At 67.5% G+C, this 25753-nt stretch carries 20 protein-coding genes; 15 read left to right on the top strand and 5 right to left on the bottom strand.

What is annotated here, in order from left to right:
* Positions 1-79: 79 nt before the first annotated feature.
* The 12 genes from recC (at position 80) to ACESL5_RS03750 (ending at position 19277) form a co-directional block, all read left to right on the top strand.
* Entirely contained in the window at positions 80-3739 is a 3660-nt protein-coding gene (gene recC, locus ACESL5_RS03805; protein ID WP_372591459.1) for an exodeoxyribonuclease V subunit gamma, read from the top strand.
* On the top strand, positions 3736-7512 hold the full coding sequence (gene recB, locus ACESL5_RS03800; RefSeq protein ID WP_372591458.1) for an exodeoxyribonuclease V subunit beta: 3777 nt from the start codon (positions 3736-3738) through the stop codon (positions 7510-7512). Before recC ends, recB begins: the two co-directional genes overlap by 4 nt.
* Positions 7509-9653, top strand: coding sequence for an exodeoxyribonuclease V subunit alpha (recD, locus tag ACESL5_RS03795; protein ID WP_372591457.1), 2145 nt, complete (start codon positions 7509-7511; stop codon positions 9651-9653). Before recB ends, recD begins: the two co-directional genes overlap by 4 nt.
* Before the next feature lie 67 nt (positions 9654-9720).
* Positions 9721-10089 carry an Mth938-like domain-containing protein gene (locus ACESL5_RS03790; protein WP_372591456.1) on the top strand — a complete coding sequence of 123 codons (369 nt, stop codon included), beginning with the start codon at positions 9721-9723 and terminating at the stop codon, positions 10087-10089.
* Between the two features lie 47 nt (positions 10090-10136).
* On the top strand, positions 10137-11927 hold the full coding sequence (locus ACESL5_RS03785) for a YcaO-like family protein (protein WP_372591455.1): 1791 nt from the start codon (positions 10137-10139) through the stop codon (positions 11925-11927).
* Entirely contained in the window at positions 11924-12850 is a 927-nt protein-coding gene (locus ACESL5_RS03780; RefSeq protein ID WP_372591454.1) for an AAA family ATPase, read from the top strand. The genes ACESL5_RS03785 and ACESL5_RS03780 overlap by 4 nt, the downstream gene beginning before the upstream one ends.
* A 17-nt stretch (positions 12851-12867) precedes the next feature.
* Positions 12868-13824, top strand: a complete 957-nt coding sequence (locus ACESL5_RS03775; protein WP_372591453.1) for a DUF58 domain-containing protein — start codon at positions 12868-12870, stop codon at positions 13822-13824.
* Positions 13821-15803: a transglutaminaseTgpA domain-containing protein gene (locus tag ACESL5_RS03770; protein WP_372591452.1), complete on the top strand. Its 1983-nt coding sequence runs from the start codon at positions 13821-13823 to the stop codon at positions 15801-15803. The genes ACESL5_RS03775 and ACESL5_RS03770 overlap by 4 nt, the downstream gene beginning before the upstream one ends.
* A gap of 124 nt (positions 15804-15927) precedes the next feature.
* Positions 15928-16887, top strand: a complete 960-nt coding sequence (locus ACESL5_RS03765) for a metal ABC transporter solute-binding protein, Zn/Mn family (protein WP_372591451.1) — start codon at positions 15928-15930, stop codon at positions 16885-16887.
* Positions 16884-17666: a metal ABC transporter ATP-binding protein gene (locus tag ACESL5_RS03760; RefSeq protein WP_372591450.1), complete on the top strand. Its 783-nt coding sequence runs from the start codon at positions 16884-16886 to the stop codon at positions 17664-17666. The genes ACESL5_RS03765 and ACESL5_RS03760 overlap by 4 nt, the downstream gene beginning before the upstream one ends.
* Entirely contained in the window at positions 17663-18496 is an 834-nt protein-coding gene (locus tag ACESL5_RS03755) for a metal ABC transporter permease (RefSeq protein WP_372591449.1), read from the top strand. Before ACESL5_RS03760 ends, ACESL5_RS03755 begins: the two co-directional genes overlap by 4 nt.
* 100 nt (positions 18497-18596) lie before the next feature.
* The gene (locus ACESL5_RS03750) at positions 18597-19277 is read left to right on the top strand and encodes a hypothetical protein (RefSeq protein ID WP_372591448.1); all 681 of its coding nucleotides are present in this window, start codon (positions 18597-18599) and stop codon (positions 19275-19277) included.
* On the opposite strand, the gene ACESL5_RS03745 is transcribed toward ACESL5_RS03750, so the two are convergent.
* From ACESL5_RS03745 to ACESL5_RS03730, 4 genes are read right to left on the bottom strand one after another with little or no spacing between them, the layout of a single operon-like run.
* The gene (locus tag ACESL5_RS03745; protein ID WP_372591447.1) at positions 19264-20055 is read right to left on the bottom strand and encodes a lysophospholipid acyltransferase family protein; all 792 of its coding nucleotides are present in this window, start codon (positions 20053-20055) and stop codon (positions 19264-19266) included. The genes ACESL5_RS03750 and ACESL5_RS03745 overlap by 14 nt on opposite strands.
* A gap of 8 nt (positions 20056-20063) precedes the next feature.
* The gene (gene pgsA, locus ACESL5_RS03740) at positions 20064-20639 is read right to left on the bottom strand and encodes a CDP-diacylglycerol--glycerol-3-phosphate 3-phosphatidyltransferase (protein ID WP_372591446.1); all 576 of its coding nucleotides are present in this window, start codon (positions 20637-20639) and stop codon (positions 20064-20066) included.
* A complete protein-coding gene (locus ACESL5_RS03735; RefSeq protein ID WP_372591445.1) occupies positions 20636-21403 on the bottom strand; it encodes a UDP-2,3-diacylglucosamine diphosphatase in 768 nt (255 codons plus the stop codon). Before ACESL5_RS03735 ends, pgsA begins: the two co-directional genes overlap by 4 nt.
* 29 nt (positions 21404-21432) lie before the next feature.
* Positions 21433-21945 carry a peptidylprolyl isomerase gene (locus tag ACESL5_RS03730; RefSeq protein ID WP_372591444.1) on the bottom strand — a complete coding sequence of 171 codons (513 nt, stop codon included), beginning with the start codon at positions 21943-21945 and terminating at the stop codon, positions 21433-21435.
* Between the two features lie 125 nt (positions 21946-22070).
* On the opposite strand from ACESL5_RS03730, the gene cysS reads away from it, so the two are divergent.
* The 3 genes from cysS to greB all read left to right on the top strand — a co-directional run bounded on the left by cysS (position 22071) and on the right by greB (position 25154).
* Positions 22071-23459: a cysteine--tRNA ligase gene (gene cysS / locus ACESL5_RS03725; protein WP_372591443.1), complete on the top strand. Its 1389-nt coding sequence runs from the start codon at positions 22071-22073 to the stop codon at positions 23457-23459.
* Positions 23460-23601: 142 nt separating this feature from the next.
* On the top strand, positions 23602-24678 hold the full coding sequence (locus tag ACESL5_RS03720) for a DHHA1 domain-containing protein (protein WP_372591442.1): 1077 nt from the start codon (positions 23602-23604) through the stop codon (positions 24676-24678).
* The gene (gene greB / locus ACESL5_RS03715) at positions 24675-25154 is read left to right on the top strand and encodes a transcription elongation factor GreB (protein ID WP_372591441.1); all 480 of its coding nucleotides are present in this window, start codon (positions 24675-24677) and stop codon (positions 25152-25154) included. Before ACESL5_RS03720 ends, greB begins: the two co-directional genes overlap by 4 nt.
* A 15-nt stretch (positions 25155-25169) precedes the next feature.
* On the opposite strand, the gene ACESL5_RS03710 is transcribed toward greB, so the two are convergent.
* The gene (locus ACESL5_RS03710) at positions 25170-25544 is read right to left on the bottom strand and encodes a carboxymuconolactone decarboxylase family protein (RefSeq protein WP_372591440.1); all 375 of its coding nucleotides are present in this window, start codon (positions 25542-25544) and stop codon (positions 25170-25172) included.
* Positions 25545-25753: the final 209 nt, after the last annotated feature.

Raw genomic sequence — 25753 nt, 5'->3', positions numbered from 1 at the left:
CGTTTTTCCCGCACCCTCCATTCCCATACACTGAAAGTCATACTGGCTCACCTCTATTCGACACGGCGGACAGGACGTCTTGAACCACAGCTCTCCCAGCGTTTCATCCATTCAGCCCGGCTTCATCGTCCTTCAGGGCAACCGTCTCGAGGGCCTGCGCGACCTGTTGGTCGAGTGGCTGGATCGATACCCGCTGGCTCCGCTGGAGGACGAGACCATCCTGGTCCAGAGCAACGGCATGGCGCAGTGGCTCCGCCTCGCGCTGGGGAGGGACCGGACCGAGCGCGGGCTGGGCGTGGCCACCGCTCTCGACCTGCTGCTGCCCGCCCGACTGCAGTGGCGCTGCTACCGGGCCGTGATGGGCACGGAGCCGGTTCCCGCAGAGGCCCCTCTCGACAAGCCCAGACTCACCTGGCGTCTGCTACGCATCCTCCGCGACCAGGCACGTAGCGAATCGGTCTTCGGGCCACTGACACACTACATCGAGGACGACGAGCACCGCGCCTACCAGCTTGCCGCCCGGCTGGCCGACCAGTTCGACCAGTACCAGGTCTACCGGGCCGACTGGCTGGGCGATTGGGCCGCCGGCGCCGAGGTGCTTGCCGACGCGCTGGGTCGTCAACGCAACCCCATCCCGAGTGAACTGCAATGGCAGCCGGCGCTCTGGCGCGCGGTGCTCGACGACCTGGACGTCAAGCCACCCCGAACCGAAACCGGTGAACCGGCCGCGGGCTATGCCGGCCGTGCCCTGATTCACCGGCGCTTCCTTGAAATGACCGAGGCGCTAACCGAGCGCCCTGCCGGACTGCCCCGGCGCATCGTGGTCTTCGGCGTCTCCGCCCTGCCGCCGCAGGTGCTCGAGGTGCTCGGTGCCGTATCGCGCTGGGTGCAGGTGATCTTCTGCCTGCAGAACCCCTGCCAACACTACTGGGGCGACATCGTCGAGGACCGTCACCTGTTCCGGCATGAATACCGACGCATCACCGAACGGAAGATCGACGGGCGGCTCGACGAGCATGACCTGCACCAGCACGCCCACCCCCTCCTTGCCTCCTGGGGCAAGCAAGGGCGCGACCTGGTGCGCCTGGTCGACGAATTCGATCAGGCGCCCGAGCGCGTCGGCGGTCGGGCCCTGAACATCGATGTCTTCGACCCGCCTGGGCCCGGCCACCTGCTCGCCCGCCTGCAGACCGACATCCTCGATCTCGTCCCCATGCACGAGATCGAGGCCGAACGGCGTCGACTCGAGGACGACGACCAATCCATCGCCTTCACCGTCGCCCACAGTCCGCTGCGCGAGGTGGAAATCCTGCAAGACCAGTTGCTCGACGCCTTCGATCACGACCCTACGCTGCAACCACGAGACATCATCGTGATGGTGCCGGACATGGCCGACTACGCCCCGGCCATCAACGCGGTCTTCGGACGGCTGGAGCCTGCCGACCCTCGCCATCTCCCGTTTGCCATCTCCGACAGGCCTGAGCGCGAAGAGCACCCGATGGCACGCGCGCTCGACTGGCTGCTTGCCCTGCCCGATTCCCGGCTGACGGCCAGCGAGGTGCTGGACCTGCTGGAAGTCGCGGCGCTGCGGGCACGCTTCGGCATCTCCGCCGACGACGTGAGCCTGCTGCGTCACTGGATCGATAACGCGGGCATCCGCTGGGGCCTGGACGCCGAGCACCGCGAGCAGTTCGGCCTGCCGGCCGGCATCGAGCAGAACGCCTGGCGCTTCGGTCTCGACCGGCTGCTCTATGCCTACCTCGCCGGCGCCGAGGATGACTGGGGCGGTATCGTTCCGGTCGGCGGGATGGACGCCGCCAGTGCCGAGGCCATCGGCCAGTTGCACGCCCTGCTCGAGTCCCTGAAACACTGGCGCGAACGCCTGGGCCGGGCGCGCACCCCGGAACAGTGGCGCGAATGCCTGGGCGATCTCCTGGTGACCTTCTTCGCCCCTGAGGCCATCCCGCCGATCGAGGAAGGCGTGACCGACGCCCGCGGCGGTGCCTCGGGCCGCAACCCGCTCGCCGAGCGCGAATCCGCCGTTTCCCTGCGCGACCGGCTGGACTCGGCACTCAATGGCTGGCTGGACGACTGCGCTTCGGCCGCCTTCGACTTGCCGGTGACCCTGGAGACGGCCCGCAGTGCATGGCTGGACCGCCTGGACGAGCATCGCCTCTCACAGCGCTTCCTGGTCGGCGCGGTGAATTTCGCCACGCTCATGCCCATGCGCGCCATTCCCTTCCGCCAGGTCTACCTGCTCGGGATGGACGATCGGTCCTACCCCCGTCGCCAGCCACCGGCCGACTTCGACCTGATGGCCGGTCGCTATCGTCCCGGTGATCGCTCGCGGCGGGAAGACGATCGCTACCTGTTCCTCGAGGCCCTGCTCTCGGCCCGGGACCGCCTCTGGATCAGCTGGGTGGGGCGCGACATCCGGGACAACCACGAGCAGCCGGCCTCGGTGCTCGTCAACCAGTTGCGCGACCACATCGATCGCGGCTGGCGCGTCGACGGGGAAACGACCGCCTCCGAACACCTGAGCACCGAGCACCCCCTGCAACCGTTCTCCCGGCGATACTTCTCCGATGCATCCCCAGGGCTCTACAGCTACGCAACGGAATGGCACCGGGTCCACTGCCCCAACCCCGACCGCGCCAGCACTTCGGGAGCCGATGCTCATGGCGAGCCCCACCACGGGGCAACCGTCAAAGTCGCGACCGACGACCAGTCGCTCCGCTGCCCGTCGCTCGCCGATCTCGCCCTCGCGCTGAAGAAGCCATGGCGCGTCTGGCTGGGCGAATACCTGGCCATCCCGGCCCGCCGCGATACGGCGGTGCCCGAGGACGACGAGCCCTTCGAACTCGACAACCTGGGCGGCCACCAACTCAGCGCCCGACTACTCGAACAGGTCCTCGAGCGGCTCAACCGGGAGCCCGTGGACCTCATCGATCCGGACATCCTGGAAACCCGCCTGCCCGAGGCCATCGATGCCGCGTTCGCCCGCATTGCCGGCGCCGGCCAGCTACCCGTCCATCCGTTCGACCAGACGCTTCGGCAGGAGCACGGCGAGGCGCTGTCAAGGCAACTGCGTACCTGGGCCGCCTTGCAGGCCCGCTATCCCGACACGGTCGAGCCCTTCCGTCCGGGTGACCGCCTGGTGGACGACCCGTCCGAGACTGCCGACCTGACCGGCGAGATCAACGACGTCCGCAGCGGGCCGGAAGGCGCAGTTCGCCTGCGCCTGATCGCCGGGCCGCTGCACAAGGGCAAAAAACTCAAGTGGCATCGCCTCGTCGGCGAATGGCCCTACCACGTCGCCGCGCAACTGGGCGGCCGACCGGTCACCACCTACCTCGTCAGCGAATCCGATGCGCGGAGTGCGGAGTTGACCGAACGACCGACCGTGATGGAACCGCTCGATGCCGACGAGGCACGCCGGATTCTCCGGCAGCTGATCGAACACTGGCACCGCGCCACCACCGAGCCGGTTCCGGCCGAGCCCCGTGCACAGATCGCCTGGGTGATCGAGACAGGCGAGAACGAACGGCTCGAGGCGGCCCGAGACGCTTTCGAGACCGCGGCACAGTACGAGCCGGACCTCGTCCGGCTGTGGCCCGATTTCCGGATGCTGGCGGACGATCCGGCCTTCCGAGAGATCGCGGAAGGCCTCTACCGCCCCCTGACCCGGCACACCCGGGGCAGGCACCGAGAACCGTCCGAGAAGGGGCAGCGTGCATGAGTCAACTCGATCCCGTCACCTTCCCGCTCGAATCCAGCCGCCTGATCGAGGCCAGCGCCGGTACCGGCAAGACCTTCACGATCTCGCTGCTCTACCTGCGGCTGGTCCTGGGGCATCGCGGACCGGACCGGCGTGACGCTCGCCCCCTGACCCCGCCGGAGATCCTCGTCAGCACCTTCACGGAGGCGGCCGTGGCGGAGTTGCGCGATCGCATCCGGGCGCGGTTGCAGGAAGCGGCCTGGCTGTTCTCGGGCAGCGTCGCACCCGACGAAGTCGACCCGCCGTTGCGGTCACTGTACGAGGCATTCGACGAGCCCGAGCGGGCGCGCGGGGCCTTTCTTCTGCAGCGCGCAGCGGAATGGATGGACGAGGCGGCCATTTTCACCATCCACGGCTTCTGTCAGCGCATGCTGCGCGAACATGCCTTCCACAGCCGGGCGCTGTTCGAACAGGAACTGGTCACGGACCTCGACCCCGTGGTCTCGGAGGCGGTGCGGGACTTCTGGCGCAGCCACGGCTATCCACTGACACGACGGGACGACGAGACGGCCCGTCAGTTCGCACGGATGGTGCCGCCGCCGGCAAAGCTCAAGGAGAAGATCAAGGATCTGCTCAAGCGCGACGGCAGCCCGGTGGCGCTGGGCGATATCACGGCACACCGTGCCGACGACCTTCCTGACCCCGCCGACCTGCTCGAGCGCATCTCCGGTGAGCAGGCCGATGTCGATCGGGCGGAGGAAGCGGCCCGGGCGCGGTGGCGCGAGGACCCGGCCACCCTGCACGCTCTCTGGCTGGCGGTCCGCACCGGGCTGAGCAAGTCGACTCATCCGGAGGCCAAGCAGGAAGACGAGTTCACGGCCTGGCTGGGCGCGATCGACGCATGGGCGACGGGCGAGGCGCAACTCGAGGAAAAGACGCGCAGGAGACTTGCCTACCCGAATACCAACAAGGGGACGGAGGCACCGTCCCACCCGGCGCTGGATGCCATCCGCGAATGGCAGGACCGGGCGGAGGCGATGAAGCGCAAGGAGAAGGACGTCGAACCGGCCATCCAGGCATTCGCGGCGCTCTGGATTCGCGAGCGGATCGCCAGCCTGCTCGCCCGTCACCGCTCGATGGGCTTCGAGGACATGCTGATCCAGATGCAGGAGGCCGTCGATCCGGCAGCCAACCCCAACGCCGCCGGCATGATCCAGGCCATCCGCCAGCAGTACCCGGTTGCCCTGATCGACGAGTTCCAGGATACCGATCCCCTGCAGTACTCGATCTTCTCGGCCATCTACCCACTCGGCCACGACGAGGCGGGCGACACGGCCATCGTGCTGATCGGCGACCCCAAGCAGGCGATCTACAGCTTCCGCGGCGCCGACATCCACAGCTACCTGACCGCCCGACGTGCGACCGAGGGCCGGCACGCCACCCTGCCGACCAATTTCCGTTCCACCCGCGCCATGGTCGACGCGGTCAACCACCTGTTCGAGCGGGCCGACCGGCATCCGGCCGGTGCCTTCCGCTTTCCCCGGGACGAGCTAAGCGACGAACCCAATCCCCTGCCCTTCCACCCGGTCGAGGCCCACGGACGCAGCAGCCGGCTCATCGATCGGAACGGCGAGGAACTCCCGGCGCTGACGACCTGGACCGTGCCCGCGGGCGAGGAATGGAACGCGGGCACCTTCCGCGAGGCCATGGCCATGCGCACGGCCGGCGAGATCGCGGCCATGCTCAACGACGGGCAGTCCGGCGACTGCCGCTTCGAGGGGGACGAATCCCGTGGCCTGCAACCGCGGGACATTGCCGTGCTGGTGCGAAACCAGGAAGAGGGCAAGTCGATGCGCCGGGTCCTGACCGACTTCGGCGTGCCCGCGGTATTCCTCTCCGAGCGATCGTCGGTGTTCCGATCCACCGAGGCAGCCGACATGCTGATCTGGCTGGAGGCCCTGGCCGAACCGGAACGCTCGGACCGCATCCGACAGGCGATGTCGACGGCCAGCCTGGCTCTGGGACTCGACGAGCTTTCGGCCTGGTTGCGCGACGAGGTGGTCTTCGACGAGATCTGCAACCGGTTCCACGGATGGCACCGCGTCTGGCAGAACCAGGGCGTCCTTGCCGCGCTGATGGGCCTGCTGCACCACTTTTCCGTGCCGGCCCGCCTGCTCTCGCCCGAGGAGCGGACCGCCCGCCGCGGGGAACGTCGACTGACCAACATCCTGCACCTGGCCGAGTGGCTGCAAGCGCGCGATCATGACGTCGATGGCGACACGGCCCTGATCCACCGTCTGCATCTGGCAATGACCGAGGGTGGGAACGAGCAGGAAATCCGGCTCGAGCAGGACAGCGAGATGGTGCGCATTGTCACCGTCCACAGTTCCAAGGGCCTGCAGTACCCGGTGGTCTTCCTGCCGTTCGCCGCCGTGCTGGGGTCGGAAAAGAACAATGGCAACAAGCCCACCCGCCGCCACCGACACGACGAGAACGTCTGGGAGATGGAGCCCGACGAGGCCGCCGCCGAGCGCGCCACGCGAGAGGCGACCGCCGAGGAAATCCGGTTGCTCTACGTCGCGCTGACCCGGGCGGAATTCGCCTGCATCCTGGGGGCCGGGCCGGTGAAGATCGGCAAGGTGAAGCGCTTCAACCCCGGCAAGACTGCCTGGGGTCAGTTCCTCGGCTTCGAGTCGGGCGAGACCTGCGAGCGGGACGACTACATGGCCAGGCTGGCCGAGTGGGGGGAAAACCCGGGCATCCGCATCGACTCCGTCCCTGACCCACGGGATCCGGCACGCTGTCGGTTCGTCCCGCCACCGGAGCCGGAGCTTGCCGAACCACGCGTACCGCAGTTCGGAAAATTCAGCCCGTGGTGGATCGCGAGCTTCTCCTCGATCAGCGCCTCGGCCAGCCACGGCCCGACCCTGCCGGCACCGGAAATCGCCCGCGAGGAGGTGCGCCTGGAGAGCGATACGCTCGAAGGCGCCGGCCCCTACGAACCCGACCAACCGGTCACGCCCACCGGGGTGCACGCCTTGCCCCGCGGTGCCGGCATCGGCAACCTCTTCCACGACATGATCGAGGCCATGTTCAACGACGGCCTGGCCCGCTATGCCGGACACCCCGAACGCGTGCGTCAACGCCTGGTCAACAGTCACCACCCCGGACTGCGTGACCTCACCGACGAGCAACTGGAACAGGTCGCAGACCAGTTCGACACCCTGGTTGGCACATCCTGGCAACTGCCGGCCTCGGCATCGCCCATGGCGCTGGCCCAACTGGAAACCGCCCAGGCGGAAATGGAGTTCTGGCTTTCCCTCCAAGAGGCGGACACCGTGGACGTTGACCGGCTGGTACGGCGGTTCGTTGCCGCAGGCGCCCCGCGCCCCGAACTCGAGGCGCGCACGCTCAACGGCATGCTCAAGGGTTTCATCGATCTCACCATCGCCCACGACGGTCGCTACTACCTGCTCGACTGGAAATCGAACTGGCTCGGGCCGGACGAGAGCGCCTATGGCTCCGAGGCACTGGAACGGGCCATGCTCGAATCGCGCTACGACCTGCAGTTCGTGCTCTACCTGGTCGCGCTGCACCGTCACCTGGCCGACCGCCTTCCGGACTACGACTATGACCGACACATTGGCGGCGCGGCCTACGTCTTCCTGCGAGGCATCCGGCCTGCCGACGGCACTGCCCCGGACAACCACGGCGTCTACACCTGTCGACCCGACCGCGAGCTGATCGAGTCGCTGGATGCGCTGTTCACCGGCCAACGGGAGCATGCCGCATGACACATCATCCTGCCCTGACCAGTCATCAGGCCCTCGACAGGGTGCTCGATGCCTGGGTAACTGCCGGCTGGCTGCGCCCCGTCGATCGGGCCGTGGCCTCGTTTCTGCGCGAACGTGCACCGCAGGCCGCACCATTGGCCCAGCTGGCGGCCGTACTGGCCAGTCACCAGGGCGGCGGCGGGCATGTCTGCCTGAATCTCGCCGAGGTGCTGGCCGACCCCGACTTCACCCTGCGCATGCCGCCGGCCGATCCCCTGCGCCCGGGCCCGGTGGCCGTCGACACGCCTTGGCAGGTACTCGACGGCGTGGGAATCGCGAGCTGGCGCGCCGCGCTGGTCGAGCACCCCGCCGTGTGCCGGCTCGAATGGGACGAGGAACGGCCGGCCTGCGACGACGGGCGGCCGTTGATGCTCGTGGACGGCGATTCCCCGCAGCTTTATCTGCGCCGTTACTGGCAGGTCGAGGGGCGCGTGGCCTCGGGTCTGTCCGGACTCACGGGAAACCGGGTGACCGACGCAGGCGCCATTCGCCCGGTGCTGGATGCCCTCTATCCCGGATCGCCGGGCAGCGAGACCGACTGGCAGAAGGTTGCCTGTGGGCTCGCCGCCTATCAGCCGTTTTCCATCATCACGGGCGGGCCGGGCACCGGCAAGACCACCACCGTGGTACGTCTGCTCGCCTCGCTTCTCTCGCTGCAATCGGAAGCGGCCGAGACGACATCGCCACGCATCGCACTGTGCGCCCCCACCGGCAAGGCCGCGGCACGACTGGCCGAGTCCATCGGCGAGAAGGTGCGCGAGATCGGACGGATCGAGGCGCCCGGATTTCCCGCGGATCACTGGGCCCGCATCGCCGCGCAGCTGCCCACCGACGTGCATACCATCCATCGCCTGATCGGAACCCGGCCGCTGGCCGAGCGGCCGCGCCATCACCGCGACAACCCGCTGGACCTCGACATCGTCGTGGTCGACGAAGCCTCCATGGTCGGCCTGGAGCTGATGGCACAACTGGTCGATGCCCTGCCACGCCACTGCCGGCTGGTGGTGCTGGGCGACAAGGACCAGCTGGCCTCGGTCGAGGCCGGTGCCGTGCTCGGCGAGCTGTGCCGCGAGGCGGAGAGCGGCGGCTACCCGGCCGACCTCCACGCCTGGCTGGAGAGTGCCACCGGCGAGCCCGTCGAGCCTGTTCAGGAAGCCGGTTCCCCCCATCCGATCAACGCCCGCATCGCGGTGCTGCGTTTCTCGCACCGCTTCGGGCATGACAGCCCGATCGGCCGGCTGGCGCGGGCCGTCAATCGCGGCGATGCCCGCGGTGCCCGGGAAGAACTGGGCCTGCCCTCGGACAAGCGGGAACAAATACATGCCGGAGACACCGCCTGGCTGCATACCCCGATCAGCGGCGAGGCACGCCAGTCGACGCTGGCCGAGCAGGTGCTGGCCGGGGTACGTCCGTGGCTTGAGGCAATCCGCGCGTCCGATGGGTTCGACCCGGACGACCCGGAGGACGATCGACGTCTGGATGCGATCTTCGCCGATCACAACGCCTTCCAGTTACTCTGCGCCCTGCGCCGCGGGCCCGCGGGGATCGAGGGGCTCAACCGCCAGGTCGAGGACTGGCTCGTCGCCTCCGGCGACATCCAGTCCCCGTCCGGGGAACGACGGCGCGGCTGGTACATCGGGCGCCCGATCATCGTCACGCGCAACGACCCGCAGCTGGGCCTGGCCAACGGTGACATGGGGCTGACGGTCCCCATGCGCACCGGCGGCGAGACGGTCCTGCGCGCGGTCTTTCCGGCCGCCGGGAACAGCGATGGCACGGGGCGCGGCTATCACTGGGTCAGTCCCGCTCGACTGGCCGAGGCCGAGACCGCCTTTGCACTCACGGTACACAAGTCACAGGGCTCGGAGTTCACGCACGTCGTGCTCGTCCTCCCCGACCGCCCGAACCCGATCCTCACCCGGGAGCTGGTCTACACCGGCATTACCCGGGCACGGCGACGCTTCACGCTGGTCTCACCCGTGACGTCCGGATCGGTCGCGCCGAAACCCGCCGAAGTGCTCGACCGGGCGATCGCCACCACGACCCGGCGCAGCGGCAACCTGCGTCGACGCATGCAGACGGCCCTCGCGGGTTCGTCCTGATTGGCGTTAACCGGTGGTAGCGATTAGGCTTACGGGTTCTCTTTTCAGGCTGACGGACTGAACAATCATGCGCTTGACCCAGGACGATCATGGCCGCGCCTACGTAATTCGCGGCTTTGACGAGAACCATGTCGTCGTCAACGACCAGCGCCTCGAACGGACCTTCCTGGTCACGCCGGAGCGTCTCGATACCGAGGTGCCCGTCGAGGACCTCTCCGGGCTGGAAGAGCACGGCGAGTCGTTGCTCACCCGTGACGATCCCGAGGTGGTGATCGTCGGCACGGGTGCGCGTACCCGGATGGGACCAGCGGCGGTTTCCGCGGCGCTGATGCGCCGGGGCATCGGCATCGAGTACATGGACACGGCGGCTGCCCTGCGGACCTACACCGTGCTGGCATCGGAACACCGCCGCGTCAGCCTGCTGGTGATCTTCTAGTCCTGGCCGAACACCCACCCCCTTATCCACGCAACCGTAGCGATCGAATGACCGAAACCCTGATTCCCGGCAAGGACGCCCCCCTCGAACGCACCATCGAGAACGTCCAGAGCCACCTGCGCGCGGCCGGCTTCCACATCGAGCCCAGCGGCTGGCGCAACCCGCTGCCGAACTGCTGGTCCGTGCACATCAAGGACCGCGGCTGCCCGGCGCTGTTCACCAACGGCAAGGGCGCGACGCGGGAGGCGGCCCTGGCCTCGGCGCTGGGGGAATTCGTCGAGCGCCTGGCCTCGCAGTACTTTTTCGCCGACTTCCACTGGAACCATCAGACGGCCAGTGTCGACGGACGAACGCTGCACGACCCGGCCGAACGCTGGTTCACGCTGGAATCGCCCGGCGTACGTCCCGACGGCCTGCTGGACGACGCCCTGTGGGCGTTCTACCAAGGTGATGCCATCGAGGAGACCGCCCAGTGGAGCGATCTCAACAGTGGCGAGCGCGAGGGCATCTGCGCCCTGCCCTTCGAGCGCCAGCGGGACGGCCGCAACATCTATTTCCCGGTCAACGTGGTCGGCAACCTCTACGTTTCCAACGGGCTGTCAGCCGGCAACACGCTGGCCGAGACCCACACCCAGGGGCTTTCCGAGGTTTTCGAGCGGTTCGTCAAGGAACGGGTGATCACCGAGGGCATCGCCTTGCCGGAGATCCCCGACGAGGTCATGGCGCGCTTCCCTAAAAGCGCCGCCGCACTCGCGGCGCTCAACGGCGAAGGGTTCTCGGCACGGGCCTTCGATTCGTCGCTGGGCGGACGCTTCCCGGTGATCTGCGTGCTGCTCTACGACCCGGAAACCGGCGGGGTCTTCGCCTCTTTCGGCGCACATCCCCGATTCGAGATCGCCCTGGAGCGCACCCTGACCGAGCTGGTGCAGGGGCGTGACCTCGAGGACCTGCACGCCTTCCCGCCGCCGACCACCGACGTGGAACTGGCCGCAGACCCGGATAATATCGAGCTGCACTTCATCGACTCCTCCGGGATTCTGCCCTGGACGATGCTGCGAGACGAACCGGACTATCCGTTCACGGCCTGGGGCATGGAGCCGGTCGACGAGCATGCCGACTGGCATGCGCGCAACGTCGAGTACGAGAAGACACTGGTCGACCGGATCCACCAGCTCGGACACGACGTGTACGTCGCCGATTTCACGCACCTCGGACTGCCCGCCTGCCGCATCCTGGTGCCGGGCATGTCCGAGATCTACCCGGTCGAGGAACTGGTCGAACGCAACAACAACCAGGGCCTGGGCCTGCTGGCCTGGTTCGAGCGACTCGACGACCTCGGCCCCGAGGACAGCGCCGCCTTCGCCCAGGCCATCGCGGACCTCGCCCTGGACCCCCTCACGCCGGTCACGGACGTGATCGGCCTGTGTGCCGGACCCGAGTCGGTATGGGCCGGGGCGCGCATCGGGGAGATCGAGATCCTCGCCCGCCTGCATGCCAGCAGCGTCGAGCGGCGCGATTCCGAAGAGGTAGGCATGGACATCGACTGGCTTGCCGACGTCCCGCCGGTGCCGGCCGACCGGCGTCAGCGGTACCGCGCGGCCCGGACCCTCTGCCAGCTCGAACAGGAAACCGACATGGCGCCCGAGGATCTGCGGCGGTCGCTCACGGCACTGTTCCCCGACGACTTGCTCGACCAGGCGAACGACCTGCTCGACGGTCGGCTCGCCTACCGCCCGTTCACGGCGCTCGAACGCGGCTTTCGCAACGAACCCAGGCACGCCGCGCTGATCGAGGCGTACCGGCGTGCCTACCAGCTCAAGCTCGACGGAACGACATGACCAGCATCAGCGCAGACACCCCCGAACGGATCATCGACCAGACCGGAAAGATCGTCGTCGGCCAGCGTCCTGCCATCCGACGCGCGCTGGCCTGCATCCTGGCCGGTGGGCACCTGCTGATCGAGGACCTCCCCGGTCTGGGCAAGACGACACTGGCGCACACGCTGGCTTCCGTGCTCGGGCTGAGCTTCAAGCGTCTGCAGTTCACCGCCGACATGCTGCCGGCCGATGTCGTGGGCAGCTCGATCTACAGCCCCACGCAGGGTGAAGGCGGCGGTTTCCGTTTCATACCCGGCCCGGTCTTCGCCCAGATGCTGCTGGCCGACGAGATCAACCGTGCCCCGCCCAAGGTGCAGAGCGCCCTGCTCGAGGCGATGGAGGAACGCCAGGTATCGGTCGACGGCCGACGCTACGCGTTGCCCGAGGTGTTCTTCGTCATCGCCACGCAGAATCCTCTGGAACAGGCCGGCACCTATCCGTTGCCCGAATCCCAGCTCGACCGCTTCGCCATGGTCATCCGGCTTGGCTACCCGGACGCGGACACCGAGCGGCAGATGCTGCTGTCCGGCGGCGGCCGCGCCCACCTTGACGAGGCCGGGCAGGTCGTGGATGCCGCGGGACTGATGGCATTGCGGCGGAAGGCCGCCGGGGTCCACGTGTCCGAGCGCGTGGCCGATTACGTGCAACGGTTGCTGGCGACCAGCCGGGAAACACCGGAATTCACCGTCGGGCTCTCCCCGCGCGCCGGTCTGATGCTGCTGTCGCTCGCGCGGGCATGGGCGCTGATCGCGCAACGCGATCACGTCCTGCCGGACGATGTACAGGCCGTTCTCCCGGACCTGGTCAATCACCGTGTCGGGCTGGACGATCACGACGGCCACGACGCGGCCGACATCCTCCTCGACCGGGTACCCGCCCCGTAAGGTCAGGGGCAAGCGGCATGGAAGCAGCCCGCCTCTCGCGCATCCACGTCAGGCCCCGTCGCTGGGGTCTGGGCATGGCGGTCGTGGCACTGGCCATGCTCGCCGCAGCGATCAACTACGGCAACAACCTCATCTTCCTTCTGGCTTTCCTGCTCATCGCCCTGATGATCAACGGCGTCTGGCAGGGCCAGCGCCTGCTTCGTCCCGTGACGGTGACGACCCAGGGGCCCTCCATGCGCCCGGCGCACACGCCGGGACGCTGGATGGTCGACGTCGACTCGAGACTGCCGTTGCCCTCGCTTGCCCTGCGGGTCGCCGCCCCCGACAGCGAACCGGTCTACCTGTCCGTGGGACCTGGCCGGACCACCCGAGCGGAACTCGCCCTGCCCCCGGCGCCCCGCGGATACCTGCCGCTGCCGACACTGATACTGGGTACCCATTACCCCCTCGGGCTGTGGACCGTCGAACGCCGGGTGGAACTGCCGCTGGGGCAATGGATCCATCCTGCTCCGCTGGAAACTGCCGTACCGCCCGTCCAGCAAGAAGCGCCCGATAACGGCACGCAGGCCCTGGACGAAGGTGACCCCACCCGGCTGCGTGCCTACCAGCCCGGCGATCCGGTACGCCACATCGTGTTCCGCCATTACGCCAAGAGCGGCCGGCTGGTCACGCGTCGCCCCGAAGGCGAGACGGTCACCACCCGACCCACGATTCTCGACTACGAACGCTTTCGCGGCGGCCGCGAACAACGCCTGTCGGCCATGACCTTCCTCCTGCTGCAACATTCGGCCGAGCGCCGGCCCTGGCGGCTGGTGCTGCCGGGTCAGCCACCAATCGAGGCACCGGCCACCGGTTCCGACGCGTCCGCCCGACGACGGGCACTCCAGCAACTCGCGCGCTTCGAGCGTTCCCGGGATGCCGAGGGCTTCGATGCGGTGTCTCCCCACGCCGATATGGCGGACGGGATCCGATGAGCCCCGTCGCCCGAATCGATCCGCTGCTGTGGCTGGTGCTGATGGGTTCCGTCGGGCTGCTCCTGCCGCACCTGCCCCTGGCGGCGGTGGGCATGGTCGCCGCCGCCCTGCTCTGGCGACGCGTTCACGAAGTGCGCGGTTTGCCCTTGCCCCACCGGGGCCTGCTGACCCTGTTCGCGGTCCTCGGCGGTGCCTACGTGCTCTTTCACTTTCATGCCTTCTGGGGTCGTGATGCCGGGGTCACGCTGCTGATCATCGCCGCCGGGCTGAAACTGCTCGAAACCCGCGACGAACGCGACCAGTACGGCGTGCTGCTGCTGAGTTTCTTCCTGCTGGTCTCGGTGCTGCTGTTCGACCAGGCGATCTGGATCTTCCTGCTCGTCGGGCTGCTCTTCTGGCTGCTGGTGGGTGCCTGGATCGGCGTGAGCCAGCCGGTGTCTCCGCCCATCGGCGCGCGGATGCGCGACGGCGGGACACTGATTCTCACCGGCCTGCCCTTCGCCCTGATCCTGTTCGCCCTGTTCCCCCGTCCTCCCGGGGGACTGTGGGGCGTGCAACAGCCCGGGGGAGCCGCCCAGACCGGCCTATCCGAGCAGATGCGCCCCGGGGAGTTCGACCAGCTGGGCCGCAATCCCGCCCCGGCCTTCCGCGTGCGCTTCGAGGACGAGGTGCTTCCCCCGGAGACTCGATATTGGCGCGTGTACGTCATGAGCCGGCTGGACCCCGACAACCCCGAGGGCTGGACGGCCGACCCACCGGCCGGCACGCCCGGGCTCGAATGGGTCGAGGATTCGCAAGTCCGCTACCAGGTAACGCTCGAACCGACCGGGAACAGAACCCTGCCCGCGCTGCCGGCGGCGATCGAGGCGCCCGGGCGCAGTCGAATCGACGGCAACCTCCTGATCCAGCGCCCGCGCACGGTGGACGACCGACTGCGCTACACGGTCACCTCGGCACTGGAATACCGACTCGACGCCGACGGGCTGCCCGCCGCGACCCGCGAGCGCAACCTGCAGACGGCGGACCTGAACCCGCTGCTCACCGACCTGGCGACCGAATGGCGCGACCTGCCACCGACCGCTCGGGTGGCCGAAGCGCTGCAATACTTCCGGGACAACGACTTCCGCTACACGCTCAGCCCCGGCAGGCGTGACGGTGCCGACCGGGCGGACGCCTTCCTCTTCGACACGCGCGAGGGGTACTGCGCCGACTATGCCGACGCCTTCACCCGCCTGATGCGGGCCGCCGGCGTGCCGGCGCGCGTGGTGACCGGCTACCAGGGCGGCGAGACCGGTGACGACTTCCTCGTCGTCCGTCAGGCAGACGCCCACGCCTGGAGCGAGGTCTGGCTCGAGGGCAAGGGCTGGCAGCGGGTCGACCCGACCGCCGTGGTCGCCCCGGAGCGCATCGAGACGGGCCTGGCCGAGTCGATGGCCAACGATCCGTCGCTCTCCGGCGTGATCCGGCGCGACGAGAACGACTGGGGGCGTCGGGCGCAACTGCTGGTCGAGCAGATGGACAACCGCTGGAACCAGTACGTGCTCGGTTACGACGGCCGCATTCAGCTCAACCTGCTCGCCGGCATGGGCGTCGGCGGTATGCCGCCGCTGGCTCTCGCCCTGCTCGCCCTGGCACTGGCTGTCGTGACGTGGGTGGGCGTACTCTGGGCTTTGGCACGTCGGGCAGAACGGAAGGCGGCCGGTTCGCTGACCGACTACCTCTGGCAAAGGCTGCAGGATCGGTTGGCCCGGTTGGGTATCGAACGTGACTCGCGCGAAAGCGAACAGGCCTTCCTCGAGCGGGCGGCCCGGGCCCGGCCTCGGGATGCCGACGATCTCCGGCGCATCGCCAACCAGTTGCAGAGCAGTCGCTATGCCCGTCGCGCGACGCGGCGCCAGGAAGAGCTACTGCAGACTCGGCTGAAGAACCTGCTACGCCGGTTATGGTTGCAGCGCCGGGCATCGGGACGACACGACTGATGCCCGGTCGCCGGCAACGCCAGTTGATTCATCCGGGGACTGGACAGATGTTATAAGATAACAATATCGGTCGGCACGACCGTCGTCATCAGATCCGTCACCCAGACATTTCCGGGGGTTGTCCATGTCCTTCGCTCGCATCCTGAACATTGCCTCCGGCTTTCGGTCGAGAACCGGCCGGCTAGCCGGAACGACTGCCCTGCTCCTTGCCCTACTGCTCTCGGCCGCGCCCCTGCGCGCCGACGAGACCATGGTGGTGGCCGTGTCCATACCGCCGCAGGCATGGCTGGTTGAGACCATCGGCGGCGACCACGTCGACGTCGAAGTGATGCTGCCGGCCGGCGCGACCCCGGAGACCTACGAGCCGAAACCGAAGCAGATGCAGCGACTGGGACGCGCCGAGATCTATTTCACCATCGGTGCGCCGTTCGAAAAGGGCTGGATGCCGCGGTTCCGCTCGGCCAACGACCGCATGCAGGTGGTCGACACGCTCGAACGAATCAACCGGCGCCCGATGGTGGCCCACGACGATGACCATGCCCACGGCCACGAGGCGTCGAAGGGCGGCGTGGACCCGCACGTCTGGCTCGCCCCGCCGCTGGTTCGCCTGCAGGCGCAGACCGTCCGCGACGCGCTCATCGCTGCCGACCCGGACAACGCCTCGGCCTATCAGGCCGGGTTCAGCGCCGCGGCGGCGGAGATCAACGCGGTGGACAACGAGATCCTCGAGTCCCTGGCCGGCGTGCCGGCGGAACGCCGCCACTTCATGGTGTTTCACCCGGCCTTCGGCTACTTCGCCGAGGCCTACGGCCTGGAGCAGATGACCATCGAGATCGAGGGCAAGGAGCCCGGTCCACGCGAGCTGCGTGGCGTGATCGACAAGGCCCGCGAGAGAGACGTGGACGTCGTGTTCGTCGAACCGCAGTTCGCCCAGGATGCCGCCCGCACGCTGGCCGACGAGATCGGGGCCGAGGTCGATACGCTCGATCCCCTGGAGCGAGACTGGCCGGCGGGCATGCGGGGCGTCGCCAGCACCCTGGAAACCGCTCTGGGTGCCGAAAACGAGCGAGCAGGCCAACGATGAGTGAGCGGCTGGAAGCTGACGGGGCGGCGGTCATCGAGGTCCGCGACCTCGACTTCCGCTTCGACCGTGAACTGGTGCTGGACTCCGTGAACCTCCGCATTCCCGCCGGCGCATTCAGCGTCATCGTCGGGCCCAACGGTGGCGGCAAGACCACCCTGCTTCACCTCATCCTCGGCCTGTACCGCCCCGACCGGGGCTCGGTCCGGGTATTCGGCGAACGGCCCGGCCGTCATCCCGAGCGCATCGGCTACGTACCCCAGCACAGCAACCTCGCCCCCGGATTCCCGGCCACCGTCGAGCAAGTCGTGCTGATGGGACTGTCCCACGGCCGCCGTCACGGCCCCGGCTTCTGGCGGGACGAGCGTGACAGGGCGGCTACCGCGATGGAGCGCGCCGGTGTCCTGACACTGGCCCAGCGCTCCTATGGCGCGCTGTCCGGCGGTCAGCGCCAGCGCGTGCTGATCGCCCGGGCGCTGATAACCGATCCCGAACTCCTGCTGCTCGACGAACCGTTCTCCAACATCGACCCCTACGGGCGTGCCTGCATCCACGAGACCCTGCAGGACCTAGGCGAAGGCCTGACCCGGGTGATGGTCAGCCATGACCTGGGCATCACGCGGCAGTCGGTCACCCAGGTAGTCGCCGTCAATCGCCTGGTCGTCGCCGGCGTAGGACCGCAGGTCACCGACGAGATGCTCGAACTGATGTACGGACGCCATGGCGAACAATGCCCGATGCACGAGCACCTGATGGTCGGATACGGGAAGGAGAGCCCATGATCGATCTCGAGCTGTTCTCCCACGGTTTCGTGCAGCGCGCACTCGTCGCGGCTGTGCTGATCAGTGTCGCCGCGGGCATCGTCGGGGCGCTGGTGGTGGTCAATCGCCTGGTGTTCATGACCGGCGGTATCGCCCACACGGCCTACGGTGGCGTGGGCACGGCCATCTACACCGGCTGGCCGGTACTCCCGGTCACCGGCGCGTTCACGGCCGCAGCCGCCCTGCTTCTGGGGATGCTCAGCCTGCGGCGGCGCGAGCGCACCGACACCCTGATCGGGGTGATCTGGGCCGCCGGCATGGCCTTCGGCCTGATCATGGTGGAACTCTCCCCGGGCTACCAGGCCGGGCTGATGACCTACCTCTTCGGCAGCATCCTGGCTGTCTCCAGCAGCGATCTCTGGATCATGGCGGCCATCGATGTGGTCATCGTTGCCGCGGCGATCTACTACTACCGGGACATCCTCTCCTTTTCCTTCGACCCGGTATTCGCCCGCACACGCGGCATTCCGGTCACGGGCCTGTACCTGATGCTGCTGGTACTGGTGGCCGAAACCGTGGTGATGATGATCCAGGTCGTCGGCCTGCTGCTCGTGATTGCCCTGCTGACCCTGCCACCCTACCTGGCGCAGCGCTACACGCGCACGCTGGGAGGCATGATGGTGGTCTCGGGCCTTTTCGCCCTGATGTTCTGCCTGACCGGCCTCTGGGTCAGTTACCAGTTCGACATCGGTTCCGGCCCGGCGATCATCGCCACGGCCTGCGTGCTGTTCGGCGCCATCGTGGGCGTGGAGAACGGGCTGCGCGCGACCGTCGGTCGCAAGGACGCCTGACCTCGATCGAAGAAAACAGGGGCGCGACCAGCGGCCCCATGCAACTGTCCCGTGTCTCGGCTGTCCTAAGACGGATAGACAAGCCGAGGAACCCTATCCCATGCGCCTTGCCCTTTCCGTGCTGCTGTTCAGCGCCTCGATGGCCGTCTACGCCGACGGCCAGGCCACCTTCACCACCAACAACGCCCAGGTCCCGACCATGACCTTCACGTGGCAGGACGTCGACCGGGGCCGCCTGGACGCCCCCGGACAGCCCGCGCACGTGCTGGCCATCGATGGCAAGGCCTGGGGCGTGGCCAACGTGGCCGGACGTCCGGTGACCCTGGATCTCCAGGCGCTGGCAAACATGCTCGGCTCCAACAACGGCCTGGCCAATCTCGGCCCGGACACGATCGTGCCAACCCGCATCACCGCGCTGGAAGCCACGGGCCGCAGCGAGACAGTCGCCGGCATCGAGGGCGAGGTCTACCGGGTGAGCTGGGAAGACAACAAGGGGCAGGCACGCATCGACGAGGCCGTGCTCACCGGCGACCCGACCGTACGCGAGATGCAGGCAGCCCTGATCAAGGGCATGGCCCGCGCCATGGCGCGTGACACCGGCGTCTCGACGGAGGAAGGCGCGGAACGCGAGCTCGAGCGCCGCGGGCTCGCCGTGCTGCGCTTCGCGGAAGACTACCGTCTCGAATCGATCCGCGGCGATCGGCAGCCGGACGAGAAGTTCGCCCTGCCCGGCAAGCCGCTGGACCTCCAGCGCATGATGCGCGGGCTCACGGGCGGCTGATATCCCTTCGGGGATGCTTCAAGGCGGATCTTGCGACGATCGCGGAAACGGCGTGGTGCGCCCTCCGGGCCAGCTCGCTGCGCTGCTCGCCGGGATCGGGATCGATGGGGGGAAGGATGTCGACCACCACCTCGGTCTGCCGGCTGGTCAGCACCCACCAGAGCGAGGGCCAGACCGGTTCGCGATCGATGAAGGCCGGCCCGGTGGTCCGCCGACCGTCGGAGTCGTAGTAGCGCAGGGCGACCGGCACGACCGGCAGGCCGGCCTCGATCGCCGGGCCCAGCAGGCGGGCATGGAACCGGCGCACGCTCATGCCGTCACTGGTGGTGCCCTCGGCGAACACCACCATCTTGCGGGCCTTAGCCAGGCCTTCGGCAACCGCCTCGGCCGCCGCGGCACTGCCCTGCCCCCGCTCGATGAACTCGGTGCCACCTAGCGAGGCCAGGCGACCGATCAGGGGCCAGGAGGCGATTTCGCTCTTGGCAAGAAACACCGTGCCCGGCATCAGCCCGCCGATCACGAGAATGTCCAGCCAGCTGACGTGGTTCGGCAACCAGAGTGCGCCCTGCGACATCCGGCCCTCCAGCCGGTCGAGGCCGTGAACCGTCACGCGCACGCCGATGGCGCCTGCGGCCCCGGCCAGCCAGGAGCGCACGAACTCGAGCCGGTCGGTCTCGCCCATCGTCGCACGCGCCCTTCGGCGGGCCTGCCACAGCCCGCGAACCAGGTAGGCCACCAGCCGAAGGGCGCGTGCCAGGGCGCGGAAGAACCCCCGCATGCCGGAAATCAGCGCCCCCGGTCCGAGGCCTGGTCCCGACGCACCGCGATCACCGCCGCGCGCGCGTACTGCGCGCCGGAAACGAACGTCAGCACGGCGGCGATCATCAGCAGCCAGTAACCGATGGTGTGCACATCGATGCCCAGGAACGGGGCGTGGTGCAGCAGGAAGACGATGGCGAACATCTGGGTGAGTGTCTTGGCCTTGCCCAGTTGCGAGACCTTCACCGCCGCGCTGATGCCCTTGCCGGCCATCCATTCGCGCAGGGCGGAGATGAACACCTCCCGCCCGATGATGACCGCGGTGGCAAGCACGATCGGCAGGTCGCCGTCGCTGTAGACGAGCAGGACCAGCGCCACGGCGACGATCAGCTTGTCCGCTACCGGATCGAGGAACGCCCCGAAGGGGGTCTCCATGCGCCACCGTCGCGCCAGGTAGCCGTCGAGGAAGTCGGTGATGGAGGCGACGGCGAAGATCCAGGCGGCGAGTGGCCGTCCGATCTCCGTCGGCACGAACAGGAACACGCCCACCAGGAGCGGGATCGCCGCGATGCGCAGCCACGTGAGGAACATGGGCAGGTTCATGCCGCCCCTCCCGCGGCCACGCCCGACCACTCCAGCCGATCGACGATCTCGCGCTCATCCGGGGTGAAGCGTTCGAGACGCAGTCCGTCGTCATCCAACGAGACAAGCCAGCCCGCCTCGCCCCAATCACCCGTCACCACGCGACAACGGCCGTCGGCCAGACGGTGAATCCCGGGGCGATGCGTGTGTCCGTGGATCAGGCAGTCGGTCTGCGTGCGTTCGAGCATCTCCAAGACCGCCGCGGCATTGACGTCCATGATGTCATCGGCCTTGTTGGATGACTCGGTCCGACTCTTCTGGCGCAGATCCTCGGCGATCGCGATGCGCTCTTCGAGCGAGCGGCCGAGGAAGTCGCGGATGAAGCGTGGGTCGCGTAGCTGCGCGCGCATGGCCTGATAGGCCGCGTCGTCGATGCAGAGCTCGTCGCCGTGCAACAGCAGCAGGCGATGGCCTCCATGCTCGATGGCCGTCTGCTCGGCAATCGCCTTCGCCCCCACCCGGTCGAGCAGCTCGCTACCGACGAGAAAATCGCGGTTGCCGGGCAGAAAGCGGACCGGCACGCCTAGGGTCGAGAATCGTTCGAGCCGCTCGGCAATCGCCGGGTCGAGCGGTTGATCATCCCCGATCCAGTAGTCGAACAGATCTCCGAGGATGTATACCGCATCGGCGTTCGCCGCCCGCTCCAGGAACGCATCCAGCAGGGCCAGGATCCGCCCCCCGGGACGCGCCAGGTGCAGGTCGGCGATGATCAGTGTCTCTGCCATGAGTCCCTTCGCTCCTGCGTGGAATGGTTTCAGTCGAGGCGTTCGGCCTTCTCGATCAGCACGTCGTCGACCGGCACGTCCCCGTGACCGTAGCGCGAGCCGGTCTGCAGGGTGGCCATCGAGTCGACCACGTCCATCCCCTCGATCACCTCGCCGAAGACGGCGTAGCCCCAGCCCTGCGGCGTCTCGGACGAGAAGTCCAGGAAGGCGTTGTCCACCAGGTTGATGAAGAACTGGCTGGTAGCCGAGTGCGGGTCCGGGGTGCGGGCCATCGACAGCGTGCCGCGCTTGTTCTTGAGACCGTTGTTGGCCTCGTTCTCCACCGGCGCGCGGGTGGGTTTCTGCTGCATGTCGGGGGTCAGCCCGCCACCCTGGACCACGAACCCCGGGATGACGCGGTGGAAGGTAGTGCCTTCGTAATGCCCCGAATCGACGTAGGCGAGGATGTTCTCCACCGTCTTCGGCGCCTTCTCGTCGTACAGGCCGATGGTGATGTCGCCGAGGCGGGTGGAAAAGCGGATCTTGGAGCCGATGTCACTCATGCGTTTTATCTCGTCTGTCGGGACCGTTAAACTATGCTCCCTGCCCCGGACGGCACGCCGTCGCTGCGGGAGACACTTTCTTCGCGGAACAGTCTAACGACCTTCGACCCGGAATCGTAGCCAACATGCTCACAATCTATGACAGCGCCTCTCGCGCCAAGCGCGAGTTCACCCCGATCCGTCCCGGCCACGTCGGCATCTACGTCTGCGGGATGACGGTCTACGACCGCTGTCACATCGGCCACGCCCGGGTGCTGGTGGTGTTCGACATGGTGGTTCGCTACCTCAAGGAGCGCGGCTTCTCCGTCGACTACATCCGCAACGTGACAGACATCGACGACAAGATCATCGCCCGGGCCGCGGAGAATGCCGAGAGCATCGAGTCGCTGACCAACCGCTTCATCGACCTGATGCACCGGGATGCCGAGGCGCTGGGCTGCCTGCCGCCGACGGCCGAGCCGCGGGCGACCGAGTCGATCGACGCGATGATCGCGATGATCGAGACGCTGATCGACCGCGGCAACGCCTACCGGGCCGACAACGGCGACGTGTACTTCGACGTCTCGACCTTCGAACGCTACGGGGTACTCTCCGGACGCGATCCGGAGGATCTCCGCGCCGGGGCCCGCGTGGCCGTCGACGAGGCCAAGGACGACCCGCTCGACTTCGTCTTGTGGAAGCACGCCAAGCCCGGCGAGCCTCAGTGGGACGCCCCGTTCGGCCCGGGCCGCCCCGGCTGGCACATCGAGTGCTCGGCCATGTCCACCGAGGCGCTGGGCACCACCTTCGACATCCACGGCGGTGGCGCGGATCTGATGTTCCCGCACCACGAGAACGAGATCGCCCAGAGCGAGTGCGCCACGGGCTGCCATTTCGTCAACTACTGGATGCACAACGGCTTCGTGCGGATCGACGACGAGAAGATGTCCAAGTCGCTGGGCAACTTCTTCACCATCGAGGAGGTCACCCAGCGCTACCACCCGGAGGTGGTGCGACTGTTCATCCTCTCCAGCCACTACCGCAGCCCGCTGAACTACTCGGACCAGAACCTCGACGCCGCCCAGGCTAGCCTCTCGCGCTGGTACAACGCGCTGAAGAAGGTGCCGGCCAACGCCGAGCCGATCCCCGATGTGATGGACGCCTTCCACGAGGCGATGGACGACGACTTCAACACGCCGAAGGCCATCGCCCTGATCCACGAGCAGTTGCACCTGGTGCACAAGATCGGCGAACAGGACAAGGAATCTGCGGCCCCGCACGCGGCGACCGTCAACGCCATGGGCGCGATCCTCAACATCGGCCAGCTCGACCCGGATGCCTTCCTGCACTGGAGCGCCGAAGGCGAACGCGAGGACACCCTCGACGATGCCGCCATCAACCAGATGATCGCCCAGCGCGCCGAAGCGCGGGCGGCGCGCAATTTCGCCGAGTCCGACCGCATCCGCGACGAACTGCTGGAAAACGGCATCACGCTCGAGGACGGCCCCCAGGGCACGACCTGGCGCCGGCAATAACATCGCGCGACCGGCGGGCACTCGGCATTCCCGACCGTAAGCTGGCAGGGGAACCTGCTTGAATTATGCGGTCCAAACAACACCTTTCCGGCAACCTTTCATTCACGGGCGCAACGGACGCGCCTGTCATCAGCGAGTATTCATGAGCACACCGAGCATCATTCGCCCCGAGGGCTGGCTTTATCACCTGTCGCACACCGACCTGGACGGCTACGGTGCCCAGTACATGGTCGACCAGACCGACCAGCGCTGCCATTTCTTCAACGCGGACTACCGCGACATCAACCAGGCGATCGACAACATCCTGTCCCAGATCGCCAAGGCTGGCGAGCCGGCCGGGCTGCTGATCACCGACCTGAACCTGACACTCGACCAGGCCCGGTCACTCGACAAGCGCATCCGCAAGATGAAGGTGCCGGTCGAGCTGCAATTGCTCGACCACCACGCCACCGGCGCCGAGTGCGCCGAGGCCTTTTCCTGGTACCACCTGGACACCGACCGCTGTGCGAGCCTGCTGGCCTTCGAGGCCGTTGCCGACCAACTCGACGAATCCACGCGCGCCCTGATGCTGGCGCGGGCCGAGTTCATCGACGTGGGCGACCGCTGGCTGCGCGACCACGACGACTTCCGCCGGGCGATCTACCTGATCGGCCTGGTGATGCAGGATGACCACCTCGCCCCGCCGCTCAAGGACCTCAAGCGCGCCTATCGCTTCCACGTGATGGAGGCATTCTTCCGCTCGCACGAATCGGGCGAATCGCTGGAGGCCTTCGAACGCAACCTGTTCGACGTGCGCAAGGGCTTCCTCAAGGGCCGCATCGAGAAGCGCGTGTTCAACGACGAGAACCTGCCGCTCAACGACAAGTATCACGTCCTGTCCGCCTCGGTGCTGGACGAGGACTTCGTGCCGGTGCTCGAGATCGAGGGCGTGCGCACGGGCGTGTTCTTCAACTGGCCGCACGACGTCTGGCGCGGCGTGATCATGGACATGATGGAAGTGCGTGGCCAGATCGACATGGCGATGGGCGTGCGCGGCAACGGCCGCCTGTCGTTGCGGGCGAATCCCGGCGTGAACGCCGGCGAGATCTCCGCCCGCTACTTCGGCGGCGGCGGCCACCCGGGTGCGGCCGGCGGCGAGCTCCGCGACACCCGCCTGCGCGACCTGGCCCACGCCATCAGTGCCATCCAGAAGACGCTCGAGGCTGCCGCCGAGGAATGAGCACGCCGATCATCACCCAGCCCGGCTTCCGGATGCTGGAGGGCGAGCTCGACCGACTCTGGCGCGTGGAACGCCGCGAGGTGGTCCAGGCGGTCTCCGAAGCCGCTGCCCTCGGCGATCGCTCCGAGAATGCCGAGTACATCTACGGGAAGAAACGCCTGCGCGAAATCGACCGGCGCATCCGCTACCTGCAAAAGCGCCTGCCCAATCTCAAGGTGGTCTCACGCCCACCGGACGACACCGACAAGGTCTACTTCGCCGCATTCGTGGCGATGGAATGCGAGGCGCAGGAGCTCGAGCGCACCCTGCGCCTGGTCGGCCCCGACGAGATCGACCCGTCGAGGGGATGGATCAGCATCGATTCCCCCGTGGCGAGGAAACTCATGGGGCGGCGTCCGGGTGACACCGTTCATCTCCCGGCCGGGGACGAACGCGGCCACCTCCCATGGGAGATCGTCGATATCCGCTACGAGTAGCGCTCCTGCGCACCCCTAGCGACTCGACTCGAACGTCTCCAGGGCATTGTGGACCTCGGCGATATAGGTCATGGCCGGGCCGCCGCCCATCAGGATGGCCACCTTGCACACCTCGATGATCTCGGCGTGCGTGCCGCCTGCCTTGAGCACCTTCTGCACGTGAATGCCGATGCAGTACTTGCAGCGTGCGGTGATCGCCATGCCCAGGGCGATGAGTTCCTTCGTCTTCGTATCGAGGACATCGTCCTCGAGCACCTTTTCCATGAAGGAGCCAAAGGCCTGCATGGTGTCGCCGGCCTCGCGCTTCATCATGCCCATGCCGGCCTGGAAGTCCTGCATTGCTTCGGTCATGCCATTGCTCATGCTGTTGATCTCCGTCGGGGTTTCCATTTGCGGTCGAACCGGTTCAAGCTTCGACCATAATCGGCACCAGTCAAGCAAGCCGTTCAAGCAATACAGGTAAGGCCCGATGATCGAGGAACTACAACAGCGTTTCGACGTGCCCGGGGTCACTTTCTATCGCCGCGAACAGTTGATATTGATGCAACTGGAGAATCGACACGGCTCCGTGACGATAACGCCGCTCGGTGCGACCGTGC

The sequence above is a fragment of the Guyparkeria sp. genome, assembly GCF_041687595.1.
Classification (GTDB): domain Bacteria; phylum Pseudomonadota; class Gammaproteobacteria; order Halothiobacillales; family Halothiobacillaceae; genus Guyparkeria.
The sequence above is the reverse complement of the archived record's forward strand: the minus strand, read 5'-3'. Positions and strand labels throughout refer to the sequence as shown.